General features: G+C 75.2%; 18 protein-coding genes. 4 read left to right on the forward strand and 14 right to left on the reverse strand.

Annotation, left to right across the window (positions count from 1 at the left end; all coding sequences use genetic code 11):
• Window positions 1-54: 54 nt before the first annotated feature.
• The 11 genes from pheT to LG396_RS16785 form a co-directional block, all read right to left on the reverse strand.
• Window positions 55-2583, reverse strand: coding sequence for a phenylalanine--tRNA ligase subunit beta (pheT, locus tag LG396_RS16735; protein WP_225795355.1), 2529 nt, complete (start codon window positions 2581-2583; stop codon window positions 55-57).
• Complete coding sequence (pheS, locus tag LG396_RS16740; RefSeq protein ID WP_018843131.1) at window positions 2583-3728, reverse strand: phenylalanine--tRNA ligase subunit alpha; 1146 nt, start codon at window positions 3726-3728, stop codon at window positions 2583-2585. Before pheS ends, pheT begins: the two co-directional genes overlap by 1 nt.
• 231 nt (window positions 3729-3959) lie before the next feature.
• Window positions 3960-5045, reverse strand: coding sequence for a sensor histidine kinase (locus LG396_RS16745; RefSeq protein WP_018836829.1), 1086 nt, complete (start codon window positions 5043-5045; stop codon window positions 3960-3962).
• A gap of 73 nt (window positions 5046-5118) precedes the next feature.
• Window positions 5119-5988, reverse strand: coding sequence for a TrmH family RNA methyltransferase (locus LG396_RS16750; protein ID WP_225795356.1), 870 nt, complete (start codon window positions 5986-5988; stop codon window positions 5119-5121).
• Window positions 5989-6110: 122 nt separating this feature from the next.
• Window positions 6111-6497 carry a 50S ribosomal protein L20 gene (gene rplT / locus LG396_RS16755; protein ID WP_018836831.1) on the reverse strand — a complete coding sequence of 129 codons (387 nt, stop codon included), beginning with the start codon at window positions 6495-6497 and terminating at the stop codon, window positions 6111-6113.
• Window positions 6498-6599: 102 nt separating this feature from the next.
• Entirely contained in the window at window positions 6600-6794 is a 195-nt protein-coding gene (gene rpmI / locus LG396_RS16760; protein WP_018852864.1) for a 50S ribosomal protein L35, read from the reverse strand.
• A gap of 111 nt (window positions 6795-6905) precedes the next feature.
• Complete coding sequence (gene infC / locus LG396_RS16765; RefSeq protein ID WP_078523974.1) at window positions 6906-7514, reverse strand: translation initiation factor IF-3; 609 nt, start codon at window positions 7512-7514, stop codon at window positions 6906-6908.
• Between the two features lie 372 nt (window positions 7515-7886).
• On the reverse strand, window positions 7887-8252 hold the full coding sequence (locus tag LG396_RS16770) for a DUF1844 domain-containing protein (RefSeq protein WP_018836834.1): 366 nt from the start codon (window positions 8250-8252) through the stop codon (window positions 7887-7889).
• Between the two features lie 100 nt (window positions 8253-8352).
• Entirely contained in the window at window positions 8353-9105 is a 753-nt protein-coding gene (locus tag LG396_RS16775; protein ID WP_225795357.1) for an SseB family protein, read from the reverse strand.
• Window positions 9083-10414, reverse strand: a complete 1332-nt coding sequence (mycP, locus tag LG396_RS16780) for a type VII secretion-associated serine protease mycosin (protein WP_225795358.1) — start codon at window positions 10412-10414, stop codon at window positions 9083-9085. The genes LG396_RS16775 and mycP overlap by 23 nt, the downstream gene beginning before the upstream one ends.
• Complete coding sequence (locus LG396_RS16785) at window positions 10411-11265, reverse strand: hypothetical protein (protein WP_225795359.1); 855 nt, start codon at window positions 11263-11265, stop codon at window positions 10411-10413. Before LG396_RS16785 ends, mycP begins: the two co-directional genes overlap by 4 nt.
• A 485-nt stretch (window positions 11266-11750) precedes the next feature.
• Here LG396_RS16785 and LG396_RS16790 point away from each other — a divergent pair, with 485 nt between their 5' ends.
• Window positions 11751-12971, forward strand: a complete 1221-nt coding sequence (locus tag LG396_RS16790; protein WP_225795360.1) for an amino acid deaminase/aldolase — start codon at window positions 11751-11753, stop codon at window positions 12969-12971.
• 52 nt (window positions 12972-13023) lie between these two features.
• On the opposite strand, the gene LG396_RS16795 is transcribed toward LG396_RS16790, so the two are convergent.
• From LG396_RS16795 to LG396_RS16805, 3 genes are read right to left on the reverse strand one after another with little or no spacing between them, the layout of a single operon-like run.
• Window positions 13024-13809 (reverse strand): 3-oxoacyl-ACP reductase, encoded by a 786-nt coding sequence (locus tag LG396_RS16795; RefSeq protein ID WP_225795361.1) that lies wholly within the window; start codon window positions 13807-13809, stop codon window positions 13024-13026.
• 5 nt (window positions 13810-13814) lie between these two features.
• Window positions 13815-15218 (reverse strand): aldehyde dehydrogenase family protein, encoded by a 1404-nt coding sequence (locus LG396_RS16800; protein ID WP_225795362.1) that lies wholly within the window; start codon window positions 15216-15218, stop codon window positions 13815-13817.
• A gap of 11 nt (window positions 15219-15229) precedes the next feature.
• On the reverse strand, window positions 15230-16630 hold the full coding sequence (locus LG396_RS16805; RefSeq protein ID WP_225795363.1) for a glutamine synthetase family protein: 1401 nt from the start codon (window positions 16628-16630) through the stop codon (window positions 15230-15232).
• A gap of 96 nt (window positions 16631-16726) precedes the next feature.
• On the opposite strand from LG396_RS16805, the gene LG396_RS16810 reads away from it, so the two are divergent.
• The 3 genes from LG396_RS16810 to LG396_RS16820 all read left to right on the forward strand — a co-directional run bounded on the left by LG396_RS16810 (window position 16727) and on the right by LG396_RS16820 (window position 19841).
• Window positions 16727-17467, forward strand: coding sequence for a FadR/GntR family transcriptional regulator (locus LG396_RS16810; protein WP_225795364.1), 741 nt, complete (start codon window positions 16727-16729; stop codon window positions 17465-17467).
• A gap of 134 nt (window positions 17468-17601) precedes the next feature.
• Complete coding sequence (eat, locus tag LG396_RS16815; protein ID WP_225795365.1) at window positions 17602-19146, forward strand: ethanolamine permease; 1545 nt, start codon at window positions 17602-17604, stop codon at window positions 19144-19146.
• A complete protein-coding gene (locus LG396_RS16820; protein ID WP_225795366.1) occupies window positions 19146-19841 on the forward strand; it encodes a gamma-glutamyl-gamma-aminobutyrate hydrolase family protein in 696 nt (231 codons plus the stop codon). Before eat ends, LG396_RS16820 begins: the two co-directional genes overlap by 1 nt.

Genomic DNA, 19841 nt, shown 5'->3' on the forward strand with positions numbered 1-19841 from the left:
GGACGGCCCGCCGCGGTACGGGGCCGGCGGCCGGCCCCGTACCGCCGCGTCGGGTCACGCCCCGCGCAGCACCGCGCCCGCCTCCTCGGCGGCCCTGGCCACCGCGGCGTCCCGGGCGGCGCCCGCCTCCTCGGCCGTCAGCGTGCGGTCGGCGGCGCGGAAGCGCAGCGCGTAGGCGAGCGACTTGCGGCCCTCGCCCACCTGCTCGCCGGTGAAGACGTCGAACAGCCGCACCGACTCCAGCAGCTCCCCCGCCCCCGCGCGCAGCGCCGCGGCGACCTTCGCCGCCGGCACGTCCGCGGCCACGACCAGCGCCACGTCCTGCGTCGCCACCGGGTACGTGGAGATCTGCGGCGCCTGCACCGGGCCGCCGCCGGCGAGCTCCAGCAGGTCGAGCGAGACCTCCGTCGCGCAGGTGCGCTCCGGCAGCTGCAGCGCCTTGACCACCCGCGGGTGCAGCTCGCCGGCGTGGCCGACGATGCGCCGCTCGCCGTCCACGACCGCGTACAGCGCGGCGCACCGGCCGGGGTGCCACGGCGCGTGCCGGTCGGCCGCGGCCTCCAGCTCCACGCCCGCCTCCCGGGCGACGGTACGGGCCGCCTCCACGGCGTCCGCCCAGTCCACCGGGCGGCCCGGGCCCCACCAGCCGGCCCGCTCGCGGGCGCCGGCGAGCACGACGGCGGCACGGCGCGGCTGCTTCGGCAGGGCGGCGTCGAGCCCGGCGATCTCCTCGTCGGTGGGCCGCCGGTCGACGGGCAGCCGCACGGGCGCGGTCTCGCGGCCGGTGGGCCGGAAGACCAGGCCGGTCTCGAAGAGCGCCAGGTCGGCGGCGCCGCGGCCGTGGTTGCGGCGCAGGGCGGCGAGCAGGCCGGGCAGCAGCGTGGTGCGCAGCGCCGGCTCCTCGTCGCTCAGCGGGTTGACGAGGGTGACCGTACGGCGGCGGTCGTCGTCCGGCTCCAGGCCGAGGGCGTCGAGGGCCGCCTCGCCGAGGAACGGGTAGCTCAGCACCTCGACGTAGCCGGCGCCGGCCAGCGCCCGGCCGGCCCTGCGGTGCAGCCGCTGCCGGCCGGTCAGGCCGCGGCCGGCGGGCGGCCGGGGCAGCGTGGAGGGCAGGTTCTCGTAGCCTTCGAGACGGATGACCTCCTCGGCGAGGTCGTTCGGCGAGGCCAGGTCGGGGCGCCAGGTCGGCACGGTGACGGTCAGCTCGTCGGCGCCGTAGACGTCGCAGCCGACCTCCTGCAGCCGGCGCACCACGGCCTCGCGCCCGTACGTCACGCCCGCCACCCGGTCCGGGTGGTCGGCCTTCATCCGCACGGTGCGCGGCCCGGTGGGCGCGGTCACCTCGGTCACGCCCGCCTCGGCGGAGCCGCCGGCGAGCAGCACCAGCAGGTCCACGGTGCGCTGGGCCGCGGCCGGGCCCGCCTGCGGGTCGACGCCACGCTCGAAGCGGCGCGACGCCTCGGAGGTGAGGCGGTGGCGGCGGGAGGTGCGGGCGATGGTCACGGGGTCGAAGTGCGCGGCCTCGATGACGATCTCGGTGGTACCCGCCACGGAGCCGAGGAGGTGGTCGCGCACCTCGGGCTCGGCGATCTCGGTGTCGGCACCGCCCATCACCCCGGCCAGCCCGATGGGGCCCCGGTTGTCGGTGATCAGCAGGTCCTCCGGGTGGAGGGTGCGCTCGACGCCGTCGAGGGTCGTCAGCTTCTCGCCCGGCGCGGCACGGCGGACGCCGATGGGCCCGTCCAGCCGGGCCCGGTCGTAGGCGTGCAGCGGCTGGCCGATCTCCAGCATTACGTAGTTGGTGACGTCCACCGCGAGGGAGATCGGGCGCATGCCGGCCTTCTGCAGCCGGCGCTGCAGCCAGATCGGCGAGCGCGCCTCGGGGTCGACGCCGGTGACGACGCGGGCGGTGAACCGGTCGCAGCCGCGCAGGTCGTCGACCTCGACCTCGTAGCCGTAGTCGTTCGGCGGGGGCACGTCCAGCAGCGCCGGGTCGCGCAGCGGCAGGCCGTAGGCGATGGCGGTCTCGCGGGCGACGCCGCGCAGGGACAGCGCGTAGCCGCGGTCGGGGTTGACGGCGATGTCGAGGACCTCGTCGTTCAGCTCCAGCAGCTCGATCGCGTCGGTGCCCGGCTCGTACTCCGGCGGCAGCACCAGGATGCCGTCGTGGTCGTCGCCGATGCCCAGCTCGCGCACCGAGCAGATCATGCCCTCGGAGACCTTGCCGTACGTCTTGCGGGCGCCGATCTTGAAGCCGCCGGGCAGCTCGCCGCCGGGCAGGATGACGACGACCTTGTCGCCGACGTCGAAGTTGCTCGCGCCGCAGATGATGTTCTGCGGCTCGCCGGTTCCGTTGGCGCTGCCGACGTCGACCTGGCAGTAGCGGATCGGCTTCTTGAACTCCGTCAGCTCCTCGATCGCCAGCACCCGGCCGACGACCAGAGGGCCCGTCAGGCCCGTGCCGAGCCGCTCGACGGTCTCGACCTCCAGGCCGGCGCTGATCAGCTTCGCCTGGACGGCGCGGCCGGTCTCACCCGCGGGCAGGTCGACGTACTCCCGCAGCCACGAAAGCGGGACTCGCATCAGATCTCCATCCCGAACGGCCGCGTGAAGCGCACGTCACCCTCGACCATGTCTCGCATGTCCTCGACGTTGTGGCGGAACATCAGCATCCGCTCGATCCCGAACCCGAACGCGAACCCGCTGTAGCGCTCCGGGTCGATGCCGCAGGCGACGAGCACCTTCGGGTTGACCATGCCGCAGCCGCCCAGCTCGATCCAGCCCTCGGAGCCGCAGGTGCGGCAGGGCCGGTCCGGGTTGCCGACGGACTCGCCGCGGCAGACGAAGCAGACCATGTCCATCTCGGCGGACGGCTCGGTGAACGGGAAGTGGTCCGGGCGCAGCCGGGTCCGCATGCCCTCGCCGAAGAGCGAGGAGACCATGTGGTCCAGGGTGCCCTTGAGGTCGGCCATGGTCAGGCCCTCGTCCACGGCCAGCCCCTCGACCTGCATGAAGACGGGGGTGTGGGTGGCGTCCAGCTCGTCGGTGCGGTAGACGCGGCCGGGGCAGATCACGTACACCGGCGGCTCGCGGTCGAGCATGGAGCGGATCTGCACCGGCGAGGTGTGGGTGCGCAGCACGACGCCGGAGTCGTCGTCGCCCTGCCCCTCCCCCGTCCCCGCGGGCCGCGGGCCGCGGACGAAGAAGGTGTCCTGCTCGCTGCGCGCGGGGTGGTCGGGCGCGATGTTGAGCGCGTCGAAGTTGAACCACTCCGCCTCGACCTCGGGCCCCTCGGCCACCTCCCAGCTCATCGCCGTGAAGATGTCCTCGATGCGCTCGGAGAGCGTGGTCAGCGGGTGCCGGGCGCCGGCGGGCGAGCGGTCGTACGGCAGCGTGACGTCCACCGCCTCCTCGACCAGCACCCGGGCGTCGCGCTCCGCCTCCAGCTCCTCCTGCCGCCGCTTGAGGGCCTGGCCCACCTCGCCGCGGGCCCGGCCGACGCGCTTGCCCGCGTCCGCCTTGGCGTGCGGCGGCAGGGCGCCGATCTCGCGGTTGGCCAGCGCCAGCGGGGCGCGGTCGCCGGCGTGGGCGATCTTCACCTCGCGCAGCTCTGCGAGGTCCCCGGCCGCGGCGATGGCGGCGAGCGCCTCGTCGCGCACCCGGTCGATCTCTTCCGGTTTCAGTGCCTCGACCTCGACAGGGTCGTACGACTTGTTCGGTGCCGACATCTCTTCCCGTGCTTCCGGTTGGCTGGCTGCGCCCCGACCCGGCGGCCACGGCGGTGTGGGGCCACCCCCGGGCCGAAGGCTCTGGGGGAGAGCGTGGTCGCCGAGGGGCCGGGGGTCGAGTCTAGAGCCTGTCCCGCGGACTCGGTCCGCCGCCCGGAGGCGGTCGGGGTCCCGGGACACGAGCTCAGGGCGCGTGGACGTGGGTGTGGCCCGTGGGCGGGCGGCCGCTGCTCAGGCGAGGTGGGCCGGGGCGCCGACGGGCAACGTAAATCGAAAGCGGGCGCCGCCGCCGGGGGCGCGGCCGACCGTGATGATCCCGCCGTGGGCCTCCACGATGCCCTTGACGATGTACAGCCCCAGGCCGGTGCCGCCGCGCTTGCTGCCCCGCCAGAAGCGGGTGAAGACGCGGCTCATCGACTCCTCCGGGATGCCGGGGCCTTCGTCGCTCACGGTGACCTGGGTGCCTTCCCTGCCGTGGTTGAGAGTGGCGGGTGCCACCTCGATGGTGACAAGTCCCTCGCCGTGCCGCACGGCATTTTCCAGCAGGTTGCCCAGCACCTGGTCGACCTTGTCGGGGTCGGCCCACAGGTCGGGCAGCTCGCTCGGTACCAGGGTACGGAAGCGGGCCGGGTCCTGGCCCGCGGTGGTCTGCGCCTCCACGTGCCGGTGCACCGCGGCGACCACGTCGACGCGCTGCTTGCGCACCTCCAGCCGGCCGGAGTCGATGCGGGAGATGTCCAGCAGCTCGGCGATGAGCCGGGTGACGCGGTTGGCGTCGGCGTGCACGGTCTCCAGCATCAGCCGCTTCTGGTCGTCTGTGAACCGCTCCCACTTCGCCAGCAGCGTGGCGGTGAAGCCCTTCACGGACGTCAGCGGGGAGCGCAGCTCGTGCGCGACGGTGGCGATCAGCTCCGCGTGGCTGCGCTCGCTGCGCCGCCGGTCCTCCGTGCCGCGCAGGGTCAGCACGAGCTTGCGCACCGGGCCCGTGCGCCCGTCGCGTACGTAGCGGGCGGCGACCAGTACCTCGCGGTTGCCGGGCAGCAGCAGGTTGCGCTCGGGGTGGCCGGTGCGGATGGCCAGGCCCCCGTACGGGTCCGTCAGCCGCCACCAGCGGCGGCCCTTCAAGTCCTCCAGGGGGAGCGCCTCGGCGAGCGGGCGGCCGAGGACGGCGGCCGGCTCCAGGGCGGTGATCCGCGCGGCGGCCGCGTTGAAGCGCACCACGACGCCGCGCTCGTCGGCCACGACGAGCCCGTCCGGCAGATCGTCGGGCGCACAGCCGAGGTCCTTGGCCTCGGGCCCGTCATCTGCGCTCTCCACCCCATGAACCCCCTCCCGCGGACCGGGCGTTGGCCTGCCCGTACGGTCGACTCGCGGACCTAGAGCGGTCACCTTACCGGGCGGAGCCGACGGGACGGCACCCGCCGATCGGGCGGTGCGCCCGGGCCGAGGCGTAGAGGCACACGGCGGCGGCGGTGGCGAGGTTCAGGCTCTCGGCGCGGCCGTGGATCGGCACGCGCACGACGGCGTCGGCGAGCGCCCTGGTCTCCGCGGGCAGCCCCCACGCCTCGTTGCCGAAGATCCAGCCGGTCGGGGCGGCGAGGCCGCCGTCGTCCAGCTCGTCGTCGAGGTCCCGCTCCCCCGCGCCGTCCGCGGCCAGCAGCCGCACGCCCGCGGCGCGCAGCTCGGCGGCGGCCTGCTCGGCGGGCACGCCGGTGACGACGGGCAGGTGGAAGACGCTGCCGGCGGAGGCCCGTACGGCCTTGGGGTTGTACGGGTCCACGGAGGCGTCGGTCAGCACCACGGCGTCGGCCCCGGCGGCGTCGGCGCAGCGCAGCACGGTGCCGGCGTTGCCGGGGTCGCGGACGTGCGCGAGGACGGCGACGAGGCGGGGGCGGCCGGCGACGACGTCGGCCAGGGGCACGTCGAGGAACCGGCAGACGCCGACCAGGCCCTGCGGCGTCACGGTCTGCGAGAGCCCGGCCACGACCTCCTCCGCGGCGGCGTGCACGCGCACCCCCGCGGCGCGGGCCGACCCGACGATGTCCGCGTGCCGCTCCGCGGCGTCGGGGGTGGCGAACAGCTCGACCAGCGCGGGCCCTTCGCCGCCGGCCGCCCCCGCCCCGTACGCCACCGCCTCCCGGACGGCCTGCGGGCCCTCGGCGAGGAATCTGCGCTCCTTGGCCCGCCCGGCGCGGCGGAGCAGCTTGCGGGCGGCGGTGACGCGGGCGGAGCGCGGCGAGATCGGCTCGGGGGTGCCCATGGGCGTCGGTCAGACCTTTCGTACGGCAGGTTCCGGCAGCGGGACCGGCCCGCACGGACGGCAGAACCCGCAGGCCGGTGCGGCCTGCGGGTTCTCGGTACGTACCGCGCGAGCGCGGCGGCTCAGGCGGCGGACTTCGGCGCGTTGACGTCGCTGGGCAGCGCCTTCTGCGCCACCTCGACGAGCGCGGCGAAGGCACCGGCGTCGTTCACGGCCAGTTCGGCCAGCATCTTGCGGTCCACCTCGACGCCCGCGGCCTTCAGGCCCTGGATGAAGCGGTTGTAGGTGATGCCGTTGGCGCGGGCAGCGGCGTTGATCCGCTGGATCCAGAGCTGCCGGAAGTCGCCCTTGCGCTTCTTGCGGTCGTTGTAGTTGTAGACGAGGGAGTGGGTGACCTGCTCCTTCGCCTTGCGGTAGAGGCGGGAGCGCTGGCCGCGGTAACCGCTGGCCTGCTCGAGGATCGCCCGGCGCTTCTTCTGGGCGTTGATTGCCCGCTTGACGCGTGCCACTTGTTCACTCCTTGGGGCTGGGTCGCGTCGGCTGCGCGACCCGGAACGGCTGGGTCCCGGTCTCTTGAGTCGTCCTGCGCCCTGCCGGTGCAGGGCGGCGACTCACCTGCCGAGAAGCTTCTTGACCTTCTTGGCATCGGCCTTGGACAGTTCGACCGTGCCGGCGAGGCGCCGGGTCAGAGTCGACGGCTTGTGCTCCAGGTAGTGGCGCCGGTTGGCACGCTGACGCAGCACCTTGCCGGAGCCGGTCACGCGGAAGCGCTTCTTGGAACCACTGTGGGTCTTGTTCTTCGGCATCTCGCCGTTCACTCCTCGTCTTCGGCGCCTCCCGCCGCCCCGTAAAAAGGCATGCGGAAGCGTCAGACCGTCTTCGTACTACGTCTGCCGGACCCGGGGCCGGGTCCGAGATCAGGCCTCGGCGGGCTCCGCCGGGGCGGTGTCGTCGCCCCTGCGCTCGGCCTTGCGGGCAGCCTGGGCCTCGCGGGCTTCGGCCATCGCCTCGGTCTTCTTCTTGTGCGGACCGAGAACCATGATCATGTTGCGGCCGTCCTGCTTGGGGGTGGACTCCACGAAGCCCAGCTCCTGCACGTCCTCCGCAAGCCGCTGCAGCAGCCGCCGGCCCAGCTCGGGACGGGACTGCTCACGACCGCGGAACATGATCGTGATCTTGACCTTGTCACCCTGCTTGAGGAACCGCTCGACGTGACCCTTCTTGGTGTCGTAGTCGTGCGGGTCGATCTTCGGCCGGAGCTTCATCTCCTTGATGACCGTGTGCGCCTGGTTCTTGCGCGCCTCACGGGCCTTCATGGCCGACTCGTACTTGAACTTCCCGTAGTCCATCAGCTTGCACACCGGAGGACGGGCGTTCGCCGCCACCTCGACCAGGTCGAGGTCGTACTCCTGGGCAAGCTCCAGAGCCTTGGCGAGCGGGACGATGCCCACCTGCTCGCCGCTGGGGCCGACAAGTCGCACCTCGGGGACGCGAATCCGGTCGTTGATGCGGGGCTCGGCGCTGATGTGGCCTCCTCATTTCCACCACGCGACTGCCTGGCGGGCAACCGCGTCACGTTCTGTCTGCCGACCACCCGCCGCGGGCACAAAAAAGCCCCGGACGGGACGCAAATGCGGGCTCCGCCGGGGAGCACCACCGCAGAACGAGCCGCGGGGCGCTGAGACCGGTGACCCGCCGACCGGGGGCCGGAAGGTGGGAGATCGGAGCCTCCACTTGCGGGCCGGTCGCTCCTCTTTCCTGCATGGTGCGTCCGGCCGGTCGCTGTCAAGCATACCAGTGCCGCGGCAGACCCCGCACATCGGTGCGCGCGCCCGCGGCGCGGCTGCCGGTGCAGGTCGCGTACGGTCCGGTGCGGGCGCGGTGCGGGCCCGGTGCGGTCAGCCGAAGACCGGGCCCGTGTACGCCTCCCCCGGGCCGCTGCCCGGCTCGTCCGGGTGCTCGGACGCCTCGCGGAAGGCGAGCTGCAGCGACTTCAGCCCGTCGCGCAGCGGCGCCGCGTGGTACGAGCCGACCTCGGCGGCACCGGCCGTGACCAGCCCGGCGAGCGCGGTGATCAGCTTGCGGGCCTCGTCCAGGTCCTTGTGCGCGGCGCCGTCCTCGGCGAGCCCGAGCTTGACCGCGGCGGCGCTCATCAGGTGCACCGCCACCGTCGTGATCACCTCCACGGCGGGGACGTCGGCGATGTCGCGCGTCATCGCGTCGAAGTCGGGTCCTGCGTCGGCGCCGGGGCCGGTGTCGCTCATGGGGGCTCACTTCCTGGTACGGGACCGGAGGCCACCCTAACCAGCGCGGGGGCCGCGGCCGGGGGCGGGTGCAGGGCGATACCGGGCCGGGCTGAGGTGGCTAGCCGGCCGGGTGCAGTGGGAGCGGCTCGCCCGGGAGCGGGGTGTCCGGCGGCAGCAGGGCCAGGTCCAGGCCGCGGACCAGCCGGGCCCGCAGGGTGGCGTCGGCGGCCAGCGCCTCGGCGACGCCGCGGGCGACCTCGGCGGGGGCGGCGCCGGCGGCGGGGACGAGGGCCAGGGTGCCGTCGGCCTCGCCGGCGCGGGCCAGGGACGCGGCCCGTACCCCCGCGACCCCCGCGACCACGGCGGTGACCGCCGCGACGACGCCGGGGTCGGCCAGCGGGTCGGTGCTGCCGCGGCCCTCGGCGGCGGCGAGCAGCGCCGGGCCGGTCAGCTCGTACGGCACGGGCCCGGCGACGTCGAGGACGACGGTGTCGGCGCGCTCCGTGACGGCGGCGCGTACGGCCTGGGGCACCGGTACGGCCACGGGGCGGGCGGCGGGGTCCCAGCGGGCGAGCGCGGCGGTGGAGGTGAAGGCGGGCAGGGCCCGCCGGCCGCCAGGGGCTTCGAGGGTGGGCACCGCCATGTCGCTGGTCTTGTCGCGGCGCAGCCCGTCAGGGCCCTCCTCCGCCTCGCCGAGCAGCGCGACGACGGGGACCAGCACCCGTGTGCCGGCGAGGGCCGCGAGCACCCGGGGCGCGGCGGCGGGGTCGTCGGGGGCCTCGGCGTACGCGGTGAGGGCGGCGGCGAGGCCGGGGTCGGCGGAGCCGTCGTCGGCGGCGAAACCGGGGTCAGGAATGTTCTTCAGCGGCACCCGACGAGCCTAGCGGTGGCCCGTCGCCGCCCTGCGGGCGCGGTCCGCCGGGCGCGGGTGACGACCGCGGCGGCGCGGCCGGCGGCGGCGCGAAGGACGGGGGCTCGGGGCCGCGCCAGACGCCGGCCGCCCGGGACCGCGGGCCGCGCCACAGGAACCAGGCGCCCGCGATCAGCCCCACGCCTATGACTCCGGCGGCGAGCGCCAGTCCGTTGGGCCCGTCGTCCTCCGCGGTGACGAGCACCGGCGCCGCGCCGAAGCGCTTCTCGTCGTACGCGGCCGACTTCGGCTCCTGCGGCGCGGCCTTCAGCTCCCGCGCCGCCGCCACGGCGGCCGCCGCGTCCACCCGGCCGGAGCCCAGCTCGTCGCTGCGGCCGCCCTCGGGCGGGTCCTGCGCGGTGTCCCGCAGCAGGTCGCGGATCTGCCAGGGGGTGAGGTCGGGGTTGGCGGCGCGGACCAGCGCGGTGACGCCGGAGACGAACGCGGCGGCGGCGCTGGTGCCCCAGCCCTCGTAGTAGGTGCGGTCGGGGTCGGCGATGGCCACGTCGACACCCGGGGCGGAGACGGTGGCGTACCAGTGCTTGGTGGAGAAGTCGGCGCGCGCTCCCGACCGGTCGACGGCGGTGACGGCGATGACGCCGGGGTAGGCCGCGGGGTACGAGATGCGGTCGCCCTTCTCGCCGCTGTTGCCGGCGGACGACACCACGGTCACGCCCTTGCGCAGCGCGTACTGCACGGCGGCGTCCTCGCCGGGCTCGGGGTGCGCGGACTTGCTGTCGTCGCCGAGGGAGAGGTTGATGACGTCGGCGCCGTTGTCGACGGCCCAGCGGATGCCGTCGGCGAGCGCGCTGCCGCGGGTCTCGCGGGCCTTGCCGCGCTGCGCGTCACCGTCCTCCAGGATGACCCGTACCGGCAGGATCTTCGCCTCCGGCGCGACGCCCGTGACGCCCTCGGCGGCGCCGGGGCCGTGGCCGTGCGCGGCGATGATGCCGGCCATGGCGGTGCCGTGCCGGGCCCAGGAGTCGTCGCCGCGGCGGGCGCCGAAGCCGACGAAGTCCTTGCCGTCCAGCACCTGCCCGGTGAGGTCGGGGTGGCCGGCGTCGACGCCCGTGTCGAGTACGGCGACGGTGATGCCCTCGCCCCGAGTGGTGTCCCACGCCTCGGGGGCGCGGACGTCGTCGAGGCCCCACTGGAGCGACTGGAGGCCGTCGGCGTGCGCGGGCGCGGCGGCGGTGCCGAGCAGGGCGGCGGTGGCCAGCGCGGCGAGGAGCGCGGCGGCGCGGCGGCGTGCGCGCGGCGGCCGGGTCACCGCGGGGACTCCGTCGCCTGGGCGGAGGTCTTGCGCAGGCCGCGCTCGACGCGGTCGGCGATGCCCTCGGCGTCGTGGCCGAGGCCGGCCTGCGCGGGCGCGGTGGTCGCGCCGGGGTGGACGGCCTCGTTGGCGGGCTGCGGCCCGGCGACGGCGCGGCCGTCGGCGAAGCCGGTGACGGCGTACAGGACGACGGGGGCGTCGGACAGGACGCGTACGGTCCAGGTCGCGCGCTGCTCGTCGCCGAAGCCGGCGGCGGGGCCGCCCTCCGTGCCGTACGCGCTCGGCAGCATGTCCTCCCGCGTGTCCAGGCCGCGGTCCTCGAAGCGGTCCTCGAACCGGCCCATCTTCGCGGTGCCCGCCGTGGTGAAGACCAGCCCGACGGTGGTGACGCTGCTGCGGGTGGCGTCCGCGTACGTGGCGCGCAGCAGCTTCTCGCAGCCGACGCGGCGCAACTCCCGTGCCAGCGCCGCGTCGAGGCCCTCCTTGCAGTCGGCGGGCGGGGCGACGGCGACGCGCACCCAGACGCGGTCGGCGCCGCCGGGGCCCGCGCCGTCGCCTTCGAGCCGGGGCGGGAAGAGCGTGTCGACGGGGGCGGTGTGCCACAGGTCGCGGGCCACCTCGTACGCACCGGGCCTGGCCTGCGCCTCGGGCCCGTCGCTGAGCAGGCTGCCGGTGGCGGCCCCGGCGACGAGCCCGACGCCCGTGACGAGGGCGACCGCGGCGGCCACCGTGCGCGCGACGGTCCGCCGTTCCGCGGGCGGCTCCGGCTCGGGGCGCGGGATGTCGGAGGGGAGCACGGACGCCATGTGCAGGGGGGCGCCGACGGGCGTGGGCGGCTCGGCGGGCACGGGCGGGGCGTACGGCCGCGGCGGGTGGTGCGGGGTGCGGGGCCCGGCGGACGGCGGGGGCGCAGCCGGCGGGGTCCCCCCGGACCCGGTCGGCGCGGTCGGCGCGGCGGCCGCGGACTCGGCGGCGGGCGGCGCGGGTTGGGCCGGCGGCGCGGTGCGCGGGGGGCATGCGGGATCGGCGGCCGGAGCCGGCCCGGAGGGCCGTGCCGCGGTGCCGGAGGTACCCGCCGGTCCGGCGGACTCCGCACCCTGTCGCGGCGGGGCCGCGGGCGGGGAGTCCGGCGACGGCGGGGCCGCGGGAGTCTGCTCTGCGTCAGTGCTCAACAGCCCCCTCACTCCCCTCCTGTGAGTAGCCCCCGGATGACCTGCTGACAGGCGCTCGCGACACTCTACTGGGCTCCCGCGACGGACGGTGCGCCGCCCGAATGCCTCATCCTGTCCGTACCCACTACCGCCTCCCGGCCACGCGGTGGCAGGCTTCCCCCATGCCGGACCACACCGCCTCCCGCCCGGACCACGCGGCGCTGCGCGCCCGCTACGACCGCGCGACGGCCCACCTCGACGCCCCCTTCGCCGCCGTCGACGCCGAGGCGTTCGACGCGAACGCGGCCGGTCTCGTGCGCCGCGCGGCGGGCAAGCCGGTCCGGGTGGCGACCAAGTCGGTGCGCTGCCGGGCGCTGCTGGAGCGGGTCCTCGCCAAGCCGGGCTTCGCGGGGGTGATGTCCTTCACGCTGGCGGAGTCGCTGTGGCTGGCGCGCTCCGGCTTCGAGGACGTGCTGCTGGCCTACCCGTCCGCGGACCGCGCCGGCTTCGCCGAGCTGGCCGGCGACCCGAAGCTGGCCGCCGCGGTGACGGTGATGGTGGACGACCCCGCGCAGCTGGACCTCGTGGACGCGGCACGCGGGCGGGGGCGCGAGGAGGTGCGCGTCTGCCTGGAACTGGACACCTCGCTGCGGCTGCTCGGGGGCCGGGTGCGCGTCGGCGCCCGCCGCTCCCCGCTGTCCGGCGCGGCCTCGCTGGCGGCGGTGGCCCGCGAGGTGGTGCGCCGGCCGGGCTTCCGGCTGGTGGGGCTGATGGCGTACGAGGGGCACATCGCCGGCGTCGGTGACGACGTCCCCGGGTGGCCGCTGACGTCGCGCGGGATACGGCTGATGCAGTCGGTGGCCCGGCGGCAGCTCGCCGTGCGGCGGGCGGAGGCGGTGGCGGCGGTGCGCCGGGTCGCGGACCTGGAGTTCGTCAACGGCGGCGGTACGGGCAGCGTGCAGTACACCGCCGCGGAGGACGCGGTCACCGAGGTGGCCGCCGGCTCGGGGCTGTACCAGCCGCGGCTGTTCGACCACTACACGGCGTTCGACGGCCGCCCCGCCGCCGTCTTCGCGCTGCCCGTCGTGCGCCGGCCGGGCGTCGGCGTCGTCACCGTCCTCGGCGGCGGCTACCCCGCCTCCGGCCCCGCCGGCTCCGACCGGCCGCCCGTGCCGTACCTGCCGCAGGGGCTGCGCTACGACCGGCAGGAGGGCGCCGGCGAGGTGCAGACCCCGCTGCTCGGCCCGCCCGCCGACGACCTGCTGATCGGCGACCGGGTGTGGTTCCGGCACGCCAAGGCGGGCGAGCTGTGCGAGCGGTTCGACGCGCTGCACCTCATCGAGGGCGAGCGCGTCACGGAGACGGTCCCGACGTACCGCGGCGAGGGCCGCACGTTCCTCTAGGACCCGACCGACCTCCAGGACCCGACCGACGCGGCCCCCGGGCGGTTTGCGCCTACAGCGGCGTGACGTACGCGCCCGCGATGCCGCCGTCGACCAGGAACTCCGCGGCGTTGACGAACGACGCGTCGTCGCTCGCCAGGAACGCCACCGCGGCGGCGATCTCCTCCGCCTCCGCGAAGCGGCCCGCGGGGATGTGCACCAGCCGCCGGGCCGCGCGCTCCGGGTCCTTGGCGAACAGCTCCTGGAGCAGCGGGGTGTTGACCGGCCCGGGGCACAGGGCGTTCACGCGGATGCCCTCGCGGGCGAACTGCACGCCCAGCTCGCGGGACATGGCCAGCACGCCGCCCTTGGAGGCGGTGTAGCTGATCTGGGAGGTGGCGGCGCCCATGACGGCCACGAAGGAGGCGGTGTTGACGATGGAGCCGCGGCCCTGGCGCTGCATGTACGGGATGGCGGCCTTGCAGCACAGGTAGACGGAGGTGAGGTTGACCTCCTGCACGCGGCGCCAGGCGTCGATGTCGGTGAGGAGGATGGAGTCGTCCTCGGGCGGCGAGATGCCGGCGTTGTTGAACGCGACGTCGACCGAGCCGTACGTCTCGTACGCGGTCCGGAACAGCGCCTCGACGTCCTCGGGGACGGTGACGTCGGTCCGTACGAACAGGCCGCCGGCGGCCTCGGCCGCCGCCTTTCCCGCGGTCTCGTCGATGTCGGCGCAGACGACGTGGGCGCCCTCCGCCGCGAGCCGGCGGGCGGTGGCCAGGCCGATGCCGCTGCCGGCTCCGGTGACGACGGCGGTGCGGCCGGGCAGCCTGCGGCAGACGGGGGTCTCGTCGGTCAACGTGCTCACTCCTCGGTGCTGATGAAGACGTTCTTGGTCTCGGTGAACGACGCGAGCGCGTCCGGGCCCAGCTCGCGGCCGAGGCCGGACTGCTTGAAGCCGCCGAAGGGGGTCCAGTAGCGCACGCTGCTGTGCGAGTTGACCGAGAGGTTCCCCGCGGCCACGGCGCGCGAGACGCGGACGGCGCGGGCGGTGTCACGGGTCCACAGCGAGCCCGAGAGGCCGTACGGGCCGGCGTTGGCGAGGCGTACGGCGTCGGCCTCGTCCTCGAAGGGGTGGACGACGGCGACCGGGCCGAAGACCTCTTCGCGGCTGACCGGGTCGTCGGGCGGCGCGTCGGTGAGGACGGTGGCGGGGTACCAGTAGCCGGGGCCCTCGGGGACGGTGCCGCGGATGGCGGCGGGGCGGGACTCGGGGACGTGGCCGCGGACCCGGTCGCGGTGGGCTGCGGAGATCAGCGGGCCCATCTGCGTGCCGGCGTCGGCGGGGTCGCCGGCGGTGAAGGCGAGGACGGCGGGCTCCAGCAGGGCGAGGAAGCGGTCGTACACGCTGCGCTGGACGAGGATGCGGCTGCGGGCGCAGCAGTCCTGGCCGGTGTTGTCGAGGAACGAGGCGGGGGCGGCGGCCGCGGCGCGCTCCAGGTCGGCGTCGGCGAAGACGATGTTCGGGCTCTTGCCGCCGAGTTCGAGGGTGACGCGCTTGACCTGTTCCCCGCAGCGCGCGGCGATGCGCTTGCCGGCGGCGGTGGAGCCGGTGAACACGATCTTCGCGACGTCCGGGTGGTCGACGAGCGCCGCGCCCGCGACCGGTCCCGCGCCCGGCACGACCTGGAACAGCCCTTCCGGCAGGCCCGCTTCGAGCGCCAGCTCGGCGAGCCGCAGCGCGGTCAGCGGGGTAGTCTCGGCGGGCTTGAGCACGACGGCGTTGCCGGCGGCGAGCGCGGGGGCGGCGCCCCAGGCGGCGATGGGCATGGGGAAGTTCCACGGGGCGATGACGCCGACGACGCCGAGCGGTTCGGCGAAGGTGACGTTGAGCCCGCCGGCCACCGGGATCTGGCTGCCGGTCAGGCGCTCCACTCCCCCGGCGGCGTAGTCGAGGAGGTCGCGTACGTTGCCCGCCTCCCAGCGGGCGGCGGCCACCGGGTGCCCGGCCTCGGTGACCTCCAGCCGGGCGAGTTCCTCGATCCGGGCGTCGACCTCGGCGGCGAAGCGGCGCAGCAGCCGGGCCCGGTCGCCGGGGGCGAGGGCGGCCCAGCTCCGCTGGGCGGCGGCGGCGCGGGCGACGGCGGCGTCGACCTCGGCGGAGCCGGCGGCGGGGACGGTGGCGACGGCCTCCTCGGTGGCGGGGTTGACGACGGTGTGCTCGTGCGGCGCGGGGGGTGGCGGTGCCGCTGGTGCCGATGGTGCCAAGGGGTTCGACCTCACATGCGCTCGAAGGACCGGAAGCGTTCCCAGTCGGTGACGGCGGTGTCGTACGCCTCCTGCTCGACCCGCGCCATGTTGCGGTAGTGGCGTACGACGTCCTCGCCGAACGCGTCGCGGGCCAGGGTGCTGCCGCTCCACAGCTCGGCGGCGTCCCGGAGGGTGGCGGGGACGTGCGCGGCGTCGCCGGTGTAGGCGTTGCCGGTGCAGGCTTCCGGGAGTTCGAGCTTCCGCTCGACGCCGTGCAGCCCGGCGGCGATCATCCCGGCGACGGCGAGGTACGGGTTGACGTCGCCGCCCGGCAGCCGGTTCTCCAGCCGCAGCGAGCCGCCGTGGCCGACGACGCGGATGGCGCAGGTGCGGTTGTCGGGGCCCCAGGCGACGGCGGTGGGGGCGAAGGAGCCGGGGCGGAAGCGCTTGTAGGAGTTGATGTTCGGGGCGTAGAGGAGGGTCAGCTCGGGCAGGCAGGCGAGCTGTCCGGCGACGAAGTGCCGCATGGTCTCGGACATGCCGTACGGGGCGTCACCGCCGTCGGGGGCGTCGGACCCGGCGGGGGCGGCGAAGACGGGGGCGCCGTCGGCGTCGCGTACGGACAGGTGGATGTGGCAGGAGTTGCCCTCGCGCTCGTCGTACTTGGCCATGAAGGTCAGCGCCGTGCCCTGCTGGGCGGCGATCTCCTTGGCGCCGGTCTTGTAGATGCTGTGCTGGTCGCAGGTGGTGAGCGCGTCGTCGTAGCGGAAGGCGATCTCGTGCTGGCCGAGGTTGCACTCGCCCTTGGCGGACTCCACGGTCATACCGGCGGCGGCCATCTCGTTGCGGATGCGGCGCAGCAAGGGCTCGACGCGGCCGGTGCCGAGGACGGAGTAGTCGACGTTGTACTGGTTGGCGGGGGTCAGGTCCCGGTACGCGCTGCTCCACGCCTGCTCGTAGGTGTCCTTGAAGACCATGAACTCCAGCTCCGTGCCCGCGTACGCGGTCCAGCCGCGCTCGGCGAGCCGGTCGAGCTGGCGCCGCAGCACCTGCCGCGGCGAGGCGGTGACCGGGGTGCCGTCGTGCCACGCGAGGTCGGCGGTGACCATGGCGGTGCCGGGGTGCCAGGGGATGCGGCGCAGGGTGGCGAGGTCGGCGTGCATGGCGAAGTCGCCGTAGCCGCGCTCCCAGGACGACATCTCGTAGCCGTCGACGGTGTTCATGTCGGCGTCCACGGCGAGCAGGTAGTTGCAGCCCTCGGTACCGTGCGCCATGACCTCGTCGAGGAAGAAGCGCGCGGCGAAGCGCTTGCCCTGGAGCCTGCCCTGCATGTCCGTGAAGGCCAGGACTACGGTGTCCAGCTCGCCGGCCTCGACGAGCCGGCGCAGTTCGGCCACGGGTAGTGCGGGGGTGCGTGCGGAGTCGGTCACGGGAGCGGTCTCCTCTTCTGCGGACGTCTTAAGGTATGCATGGATACCTTTGGTTGGGAAGTAGGCGGGACGAGCGGGTCGGAGGGCGGGGTCGGGATGAGGGCGTTCACCAGCGCGGCGGCCGGAGACGGGCTGCGGACCGTACTGCGTCCGGTGCGCGCGGGCAACGGATTCGAAGAGGCACTGGAGCAGATACTGCAGGTGCTGCGCCTGGGCCTGGTGCCGCCGGGCGAGCGGCTGCCCGCGGAGCGGGAGTTGGCCGAACGGCTGCGGATCAGCCGGGTGACGCTGCGCGACGTCCTGAAGGTGCTGGCGGACGAGGGCCTGGTGGAGAGCCGCCGGGGGCGCTACGGGGGGACGTTCGTCAGGGAGCGCACGCCCGCACGCCGGGACGCGCAGGAGGAGTTGCGCCGGCGCACGGAGCGTACGGACCTGGAGGACGTGCTCCGCTTCCGCGAGGTGCTGGAGACGGGCGCCGCGGAACTGTGCGCCGGCACCGGGCTGGCGGCGGAGCAGCGGGCCCGGCTGCACGCCGCGCTCCAGGCCACGAAGGACGCGCCGCTCGGCGACTACCGGCGGCTGGACACCCTGCTGCACCTGACCCTGGCCGAACTCGCGGGCTCACCGAGGCTCGCGGCGCAGTACGCCGCCGTCCGGGCCTCCGTCAACGACCTGCTGGACTGCATCCCGCTGCTGGTGCGGAACCTGGAGCACAGCCAGGCGCAGCACGCCGCGCTCGTCGGGGCGGTGCTCGACGGCGATCCGGACACCGCCCGCGAGGTGATGCGGGAGCACTGCGCCGGCACGGCGGCGCTGCTGCGCGGCTTCCTGGGCTGAGCGGCACCCCGGCCGCCGGGCCCCGTAACAGGACGTTCATGCACGGGGCTTGCGCTCGTCACCCCGGCGCCGCAAAGGTATGGGGCCACACCATTGCTGGGTCCCCCACCGTCCGTTGAGGCAGGAGCGGCACCATGAGCGAAGGCACCGAGTCCCGCACGGCACCGCCCGGCCCGCGCGCCGCCCCCGACGGCCCCGGCGCCGCCCCGGGACCCGGCCCCGACCCGGGCTCGGGTCCCGCCGGGCACGCCGCCGCGGACGACGCCTACCTCCAGCGCCGCGCGCTGCGCGCCGGCAGCGCCGGGCCGCTGCTGCTCACCGGCCTCGGCGTGGCGTACGTCGTCTCCGGCGACTTCTCCGGCTGGAACTTCGGCCTGGCGGAGGGCGGGTTCGGCGGCCTGGCCATCGCCGCGCTGCTCATGGGCGTGATGTACACCTGCCTGGTCTTCGCCCTCGCGGAGCTGGCCGCGGTCCTGCCCACGGCGGGCGGCGGCTACGGCTTCGCCCGCAAGGCGCTGGGCCCCTGGGGCGGGTTCATGACCGGCACGGCGATCCTCATCGAGTACGTCCTCGCACCGGCCGCGATCGTCATCTTCATCGGCGACTACGTCGAGTCGCTGGAGCTGTTCGGCCTCACCTCCGGCTGGCCCGTCTACCTCGCCTGCTTCGTCCTCTTCCTCGGCATCCACCTGTGGGGCGTCGGCGAGGCGCTGCGCTTCAGCCTCGTGGTGACCGCCGTCGCAGTCGCGGCGCTGCTCATCTTCGCCGTCGGCGCCCTCACCGAGTTCAGCGCCGGCTCGCTGAACGACATCCCCGTCGACGACGGCGCCCTCGGCGCCAACTCCTGGCTGCCGTTCGGGATCATGGGCATCTGGGCGGCGTTCCCGTTCGGGATGTGGTTCTTCCTCGGCGTCGAGGGCGTGCCGCTGGCGGCGGAGGAGACGAAGGACCCGTCCCGTACGCTGCCGCGCGCGATGGCCTGGGCGATGGGCGTGCTGCTGCTGCTCGCCGTCGTCACCTTCATCGCCGCGGCCGGCGCCCGCGGTTCCGCCGCCGTGCAGGGCGCGGGAAACCCGCTGGTGGAGGCGCTGCAGCCGGACGGCGAGGCGACGGCGCTCAGCCGGTTCGTCAACTACGCGGGCCTCGCCGGGCTCGTCGCGTCGTTCTTCTCCCTGATCTACGCCGGCTCGCGCCAGCTCTTCGCGCTCTCCCGGGCCGGCTACCTGCCGCGCGTCCTGTCCCTCACCTCCCGCCGCAAGGCCCCGTACCTGGGCCTGCTCGTGCCCGGCGCCATCGGCTTCGCGCTCGCGGCCGGGACCGGGGACGGGGCGCGGATGCTGAACGTCGCGGTGTTCGGGGCCACCATCTCGTACGCGCTGATGGCGCTCTCGCACATCGTGTTGCGCCGCCGCGAGCCGGGGCTGCACCGCCCGTACCGCACGCCGGGCGGGGCGCTGACGTCCTCGGTGGCGTTCGTGCTGGCGCTGTCGGCGCTGGTGGCGACGTTCCTGGTGGACAAGTGGGCGGCGATGATCGCGGGCTGCGTGTACGCGGTGGCCGTGGGGTACTTCGCCCTCTACAGTCGGCACCGTCTGGTCGCGGCGGCGCCCGAGGAGGAGTTCGCGGCGCTGGCGGCGGCGGAGGCCGAGCTGGAACGCACCGCCGGGAAGGAGAAGTGATGGACCGGCCCCTGATCGGCATCTCCACCTACCTCCTCGACGAGGCCCGGTGGGGCGACTGGCGGCTGCCCGCCGCCCTCCTGCCCGCCGGCTACCACCGCCTCGTCCAGCGCGCCGGCGCCCTGGCCGTGCTGCTGCCGCCGGACGCCCCGGCCCGCGCGCCGGAAACGCTGCGGCGCCTGGACGGCCTGGTCGTCGCGGGCGGCCCGGACCTGGACCCGGCCCGCTACGGCGCCGCGGCGGACGCCCGAACGGACCCGGTCACCCCGACGTCGCGCAAGCGGGACACCTGGGAGCTGGCCCTGATCGACGCGGCCCTGGCGGCGGAGCTGCCGCTGCTGGGGATCTGCCGCGGGGCGCAGTTGCTGAACGTCGCGCGCGGCGGCACCCTGCGCCAGCACCTGGACGGCCACCGCGAACGCCCCGGGGTCTTCGGCGCGCACGAGGTCAAGCCGGTCCCGGGCACGCGGCTCGCCGCGCTGCTGCCGGAGGCGGTGACGGTCCCGGCGTACCACCACCAGGCGGTGGCGGACCTGGGCGACGGCCTGGTCGCGTCGGCGTACGCGGCGGACGGGGTGGTCGAGGCGCTGGAGCTGCCGGAGGCGCGGAGCTTCGCGCTGGGGGTGCAGTGGCACCCGGAGATGGGCGAGGACGTGCGGGTGATGGCGGGTCTGGTGGCGGCGGCGCGCGGCTGA

This window comes from Streptomyces aculeolatus, assembly GCF_020400605.1.
Classification (GTDB): Bacteria; Actinomycetota; Actinomycetes; order Streptomycetales; family Streptomycetaceae; genus Streptomyces; species Streptomyces aculeolatus.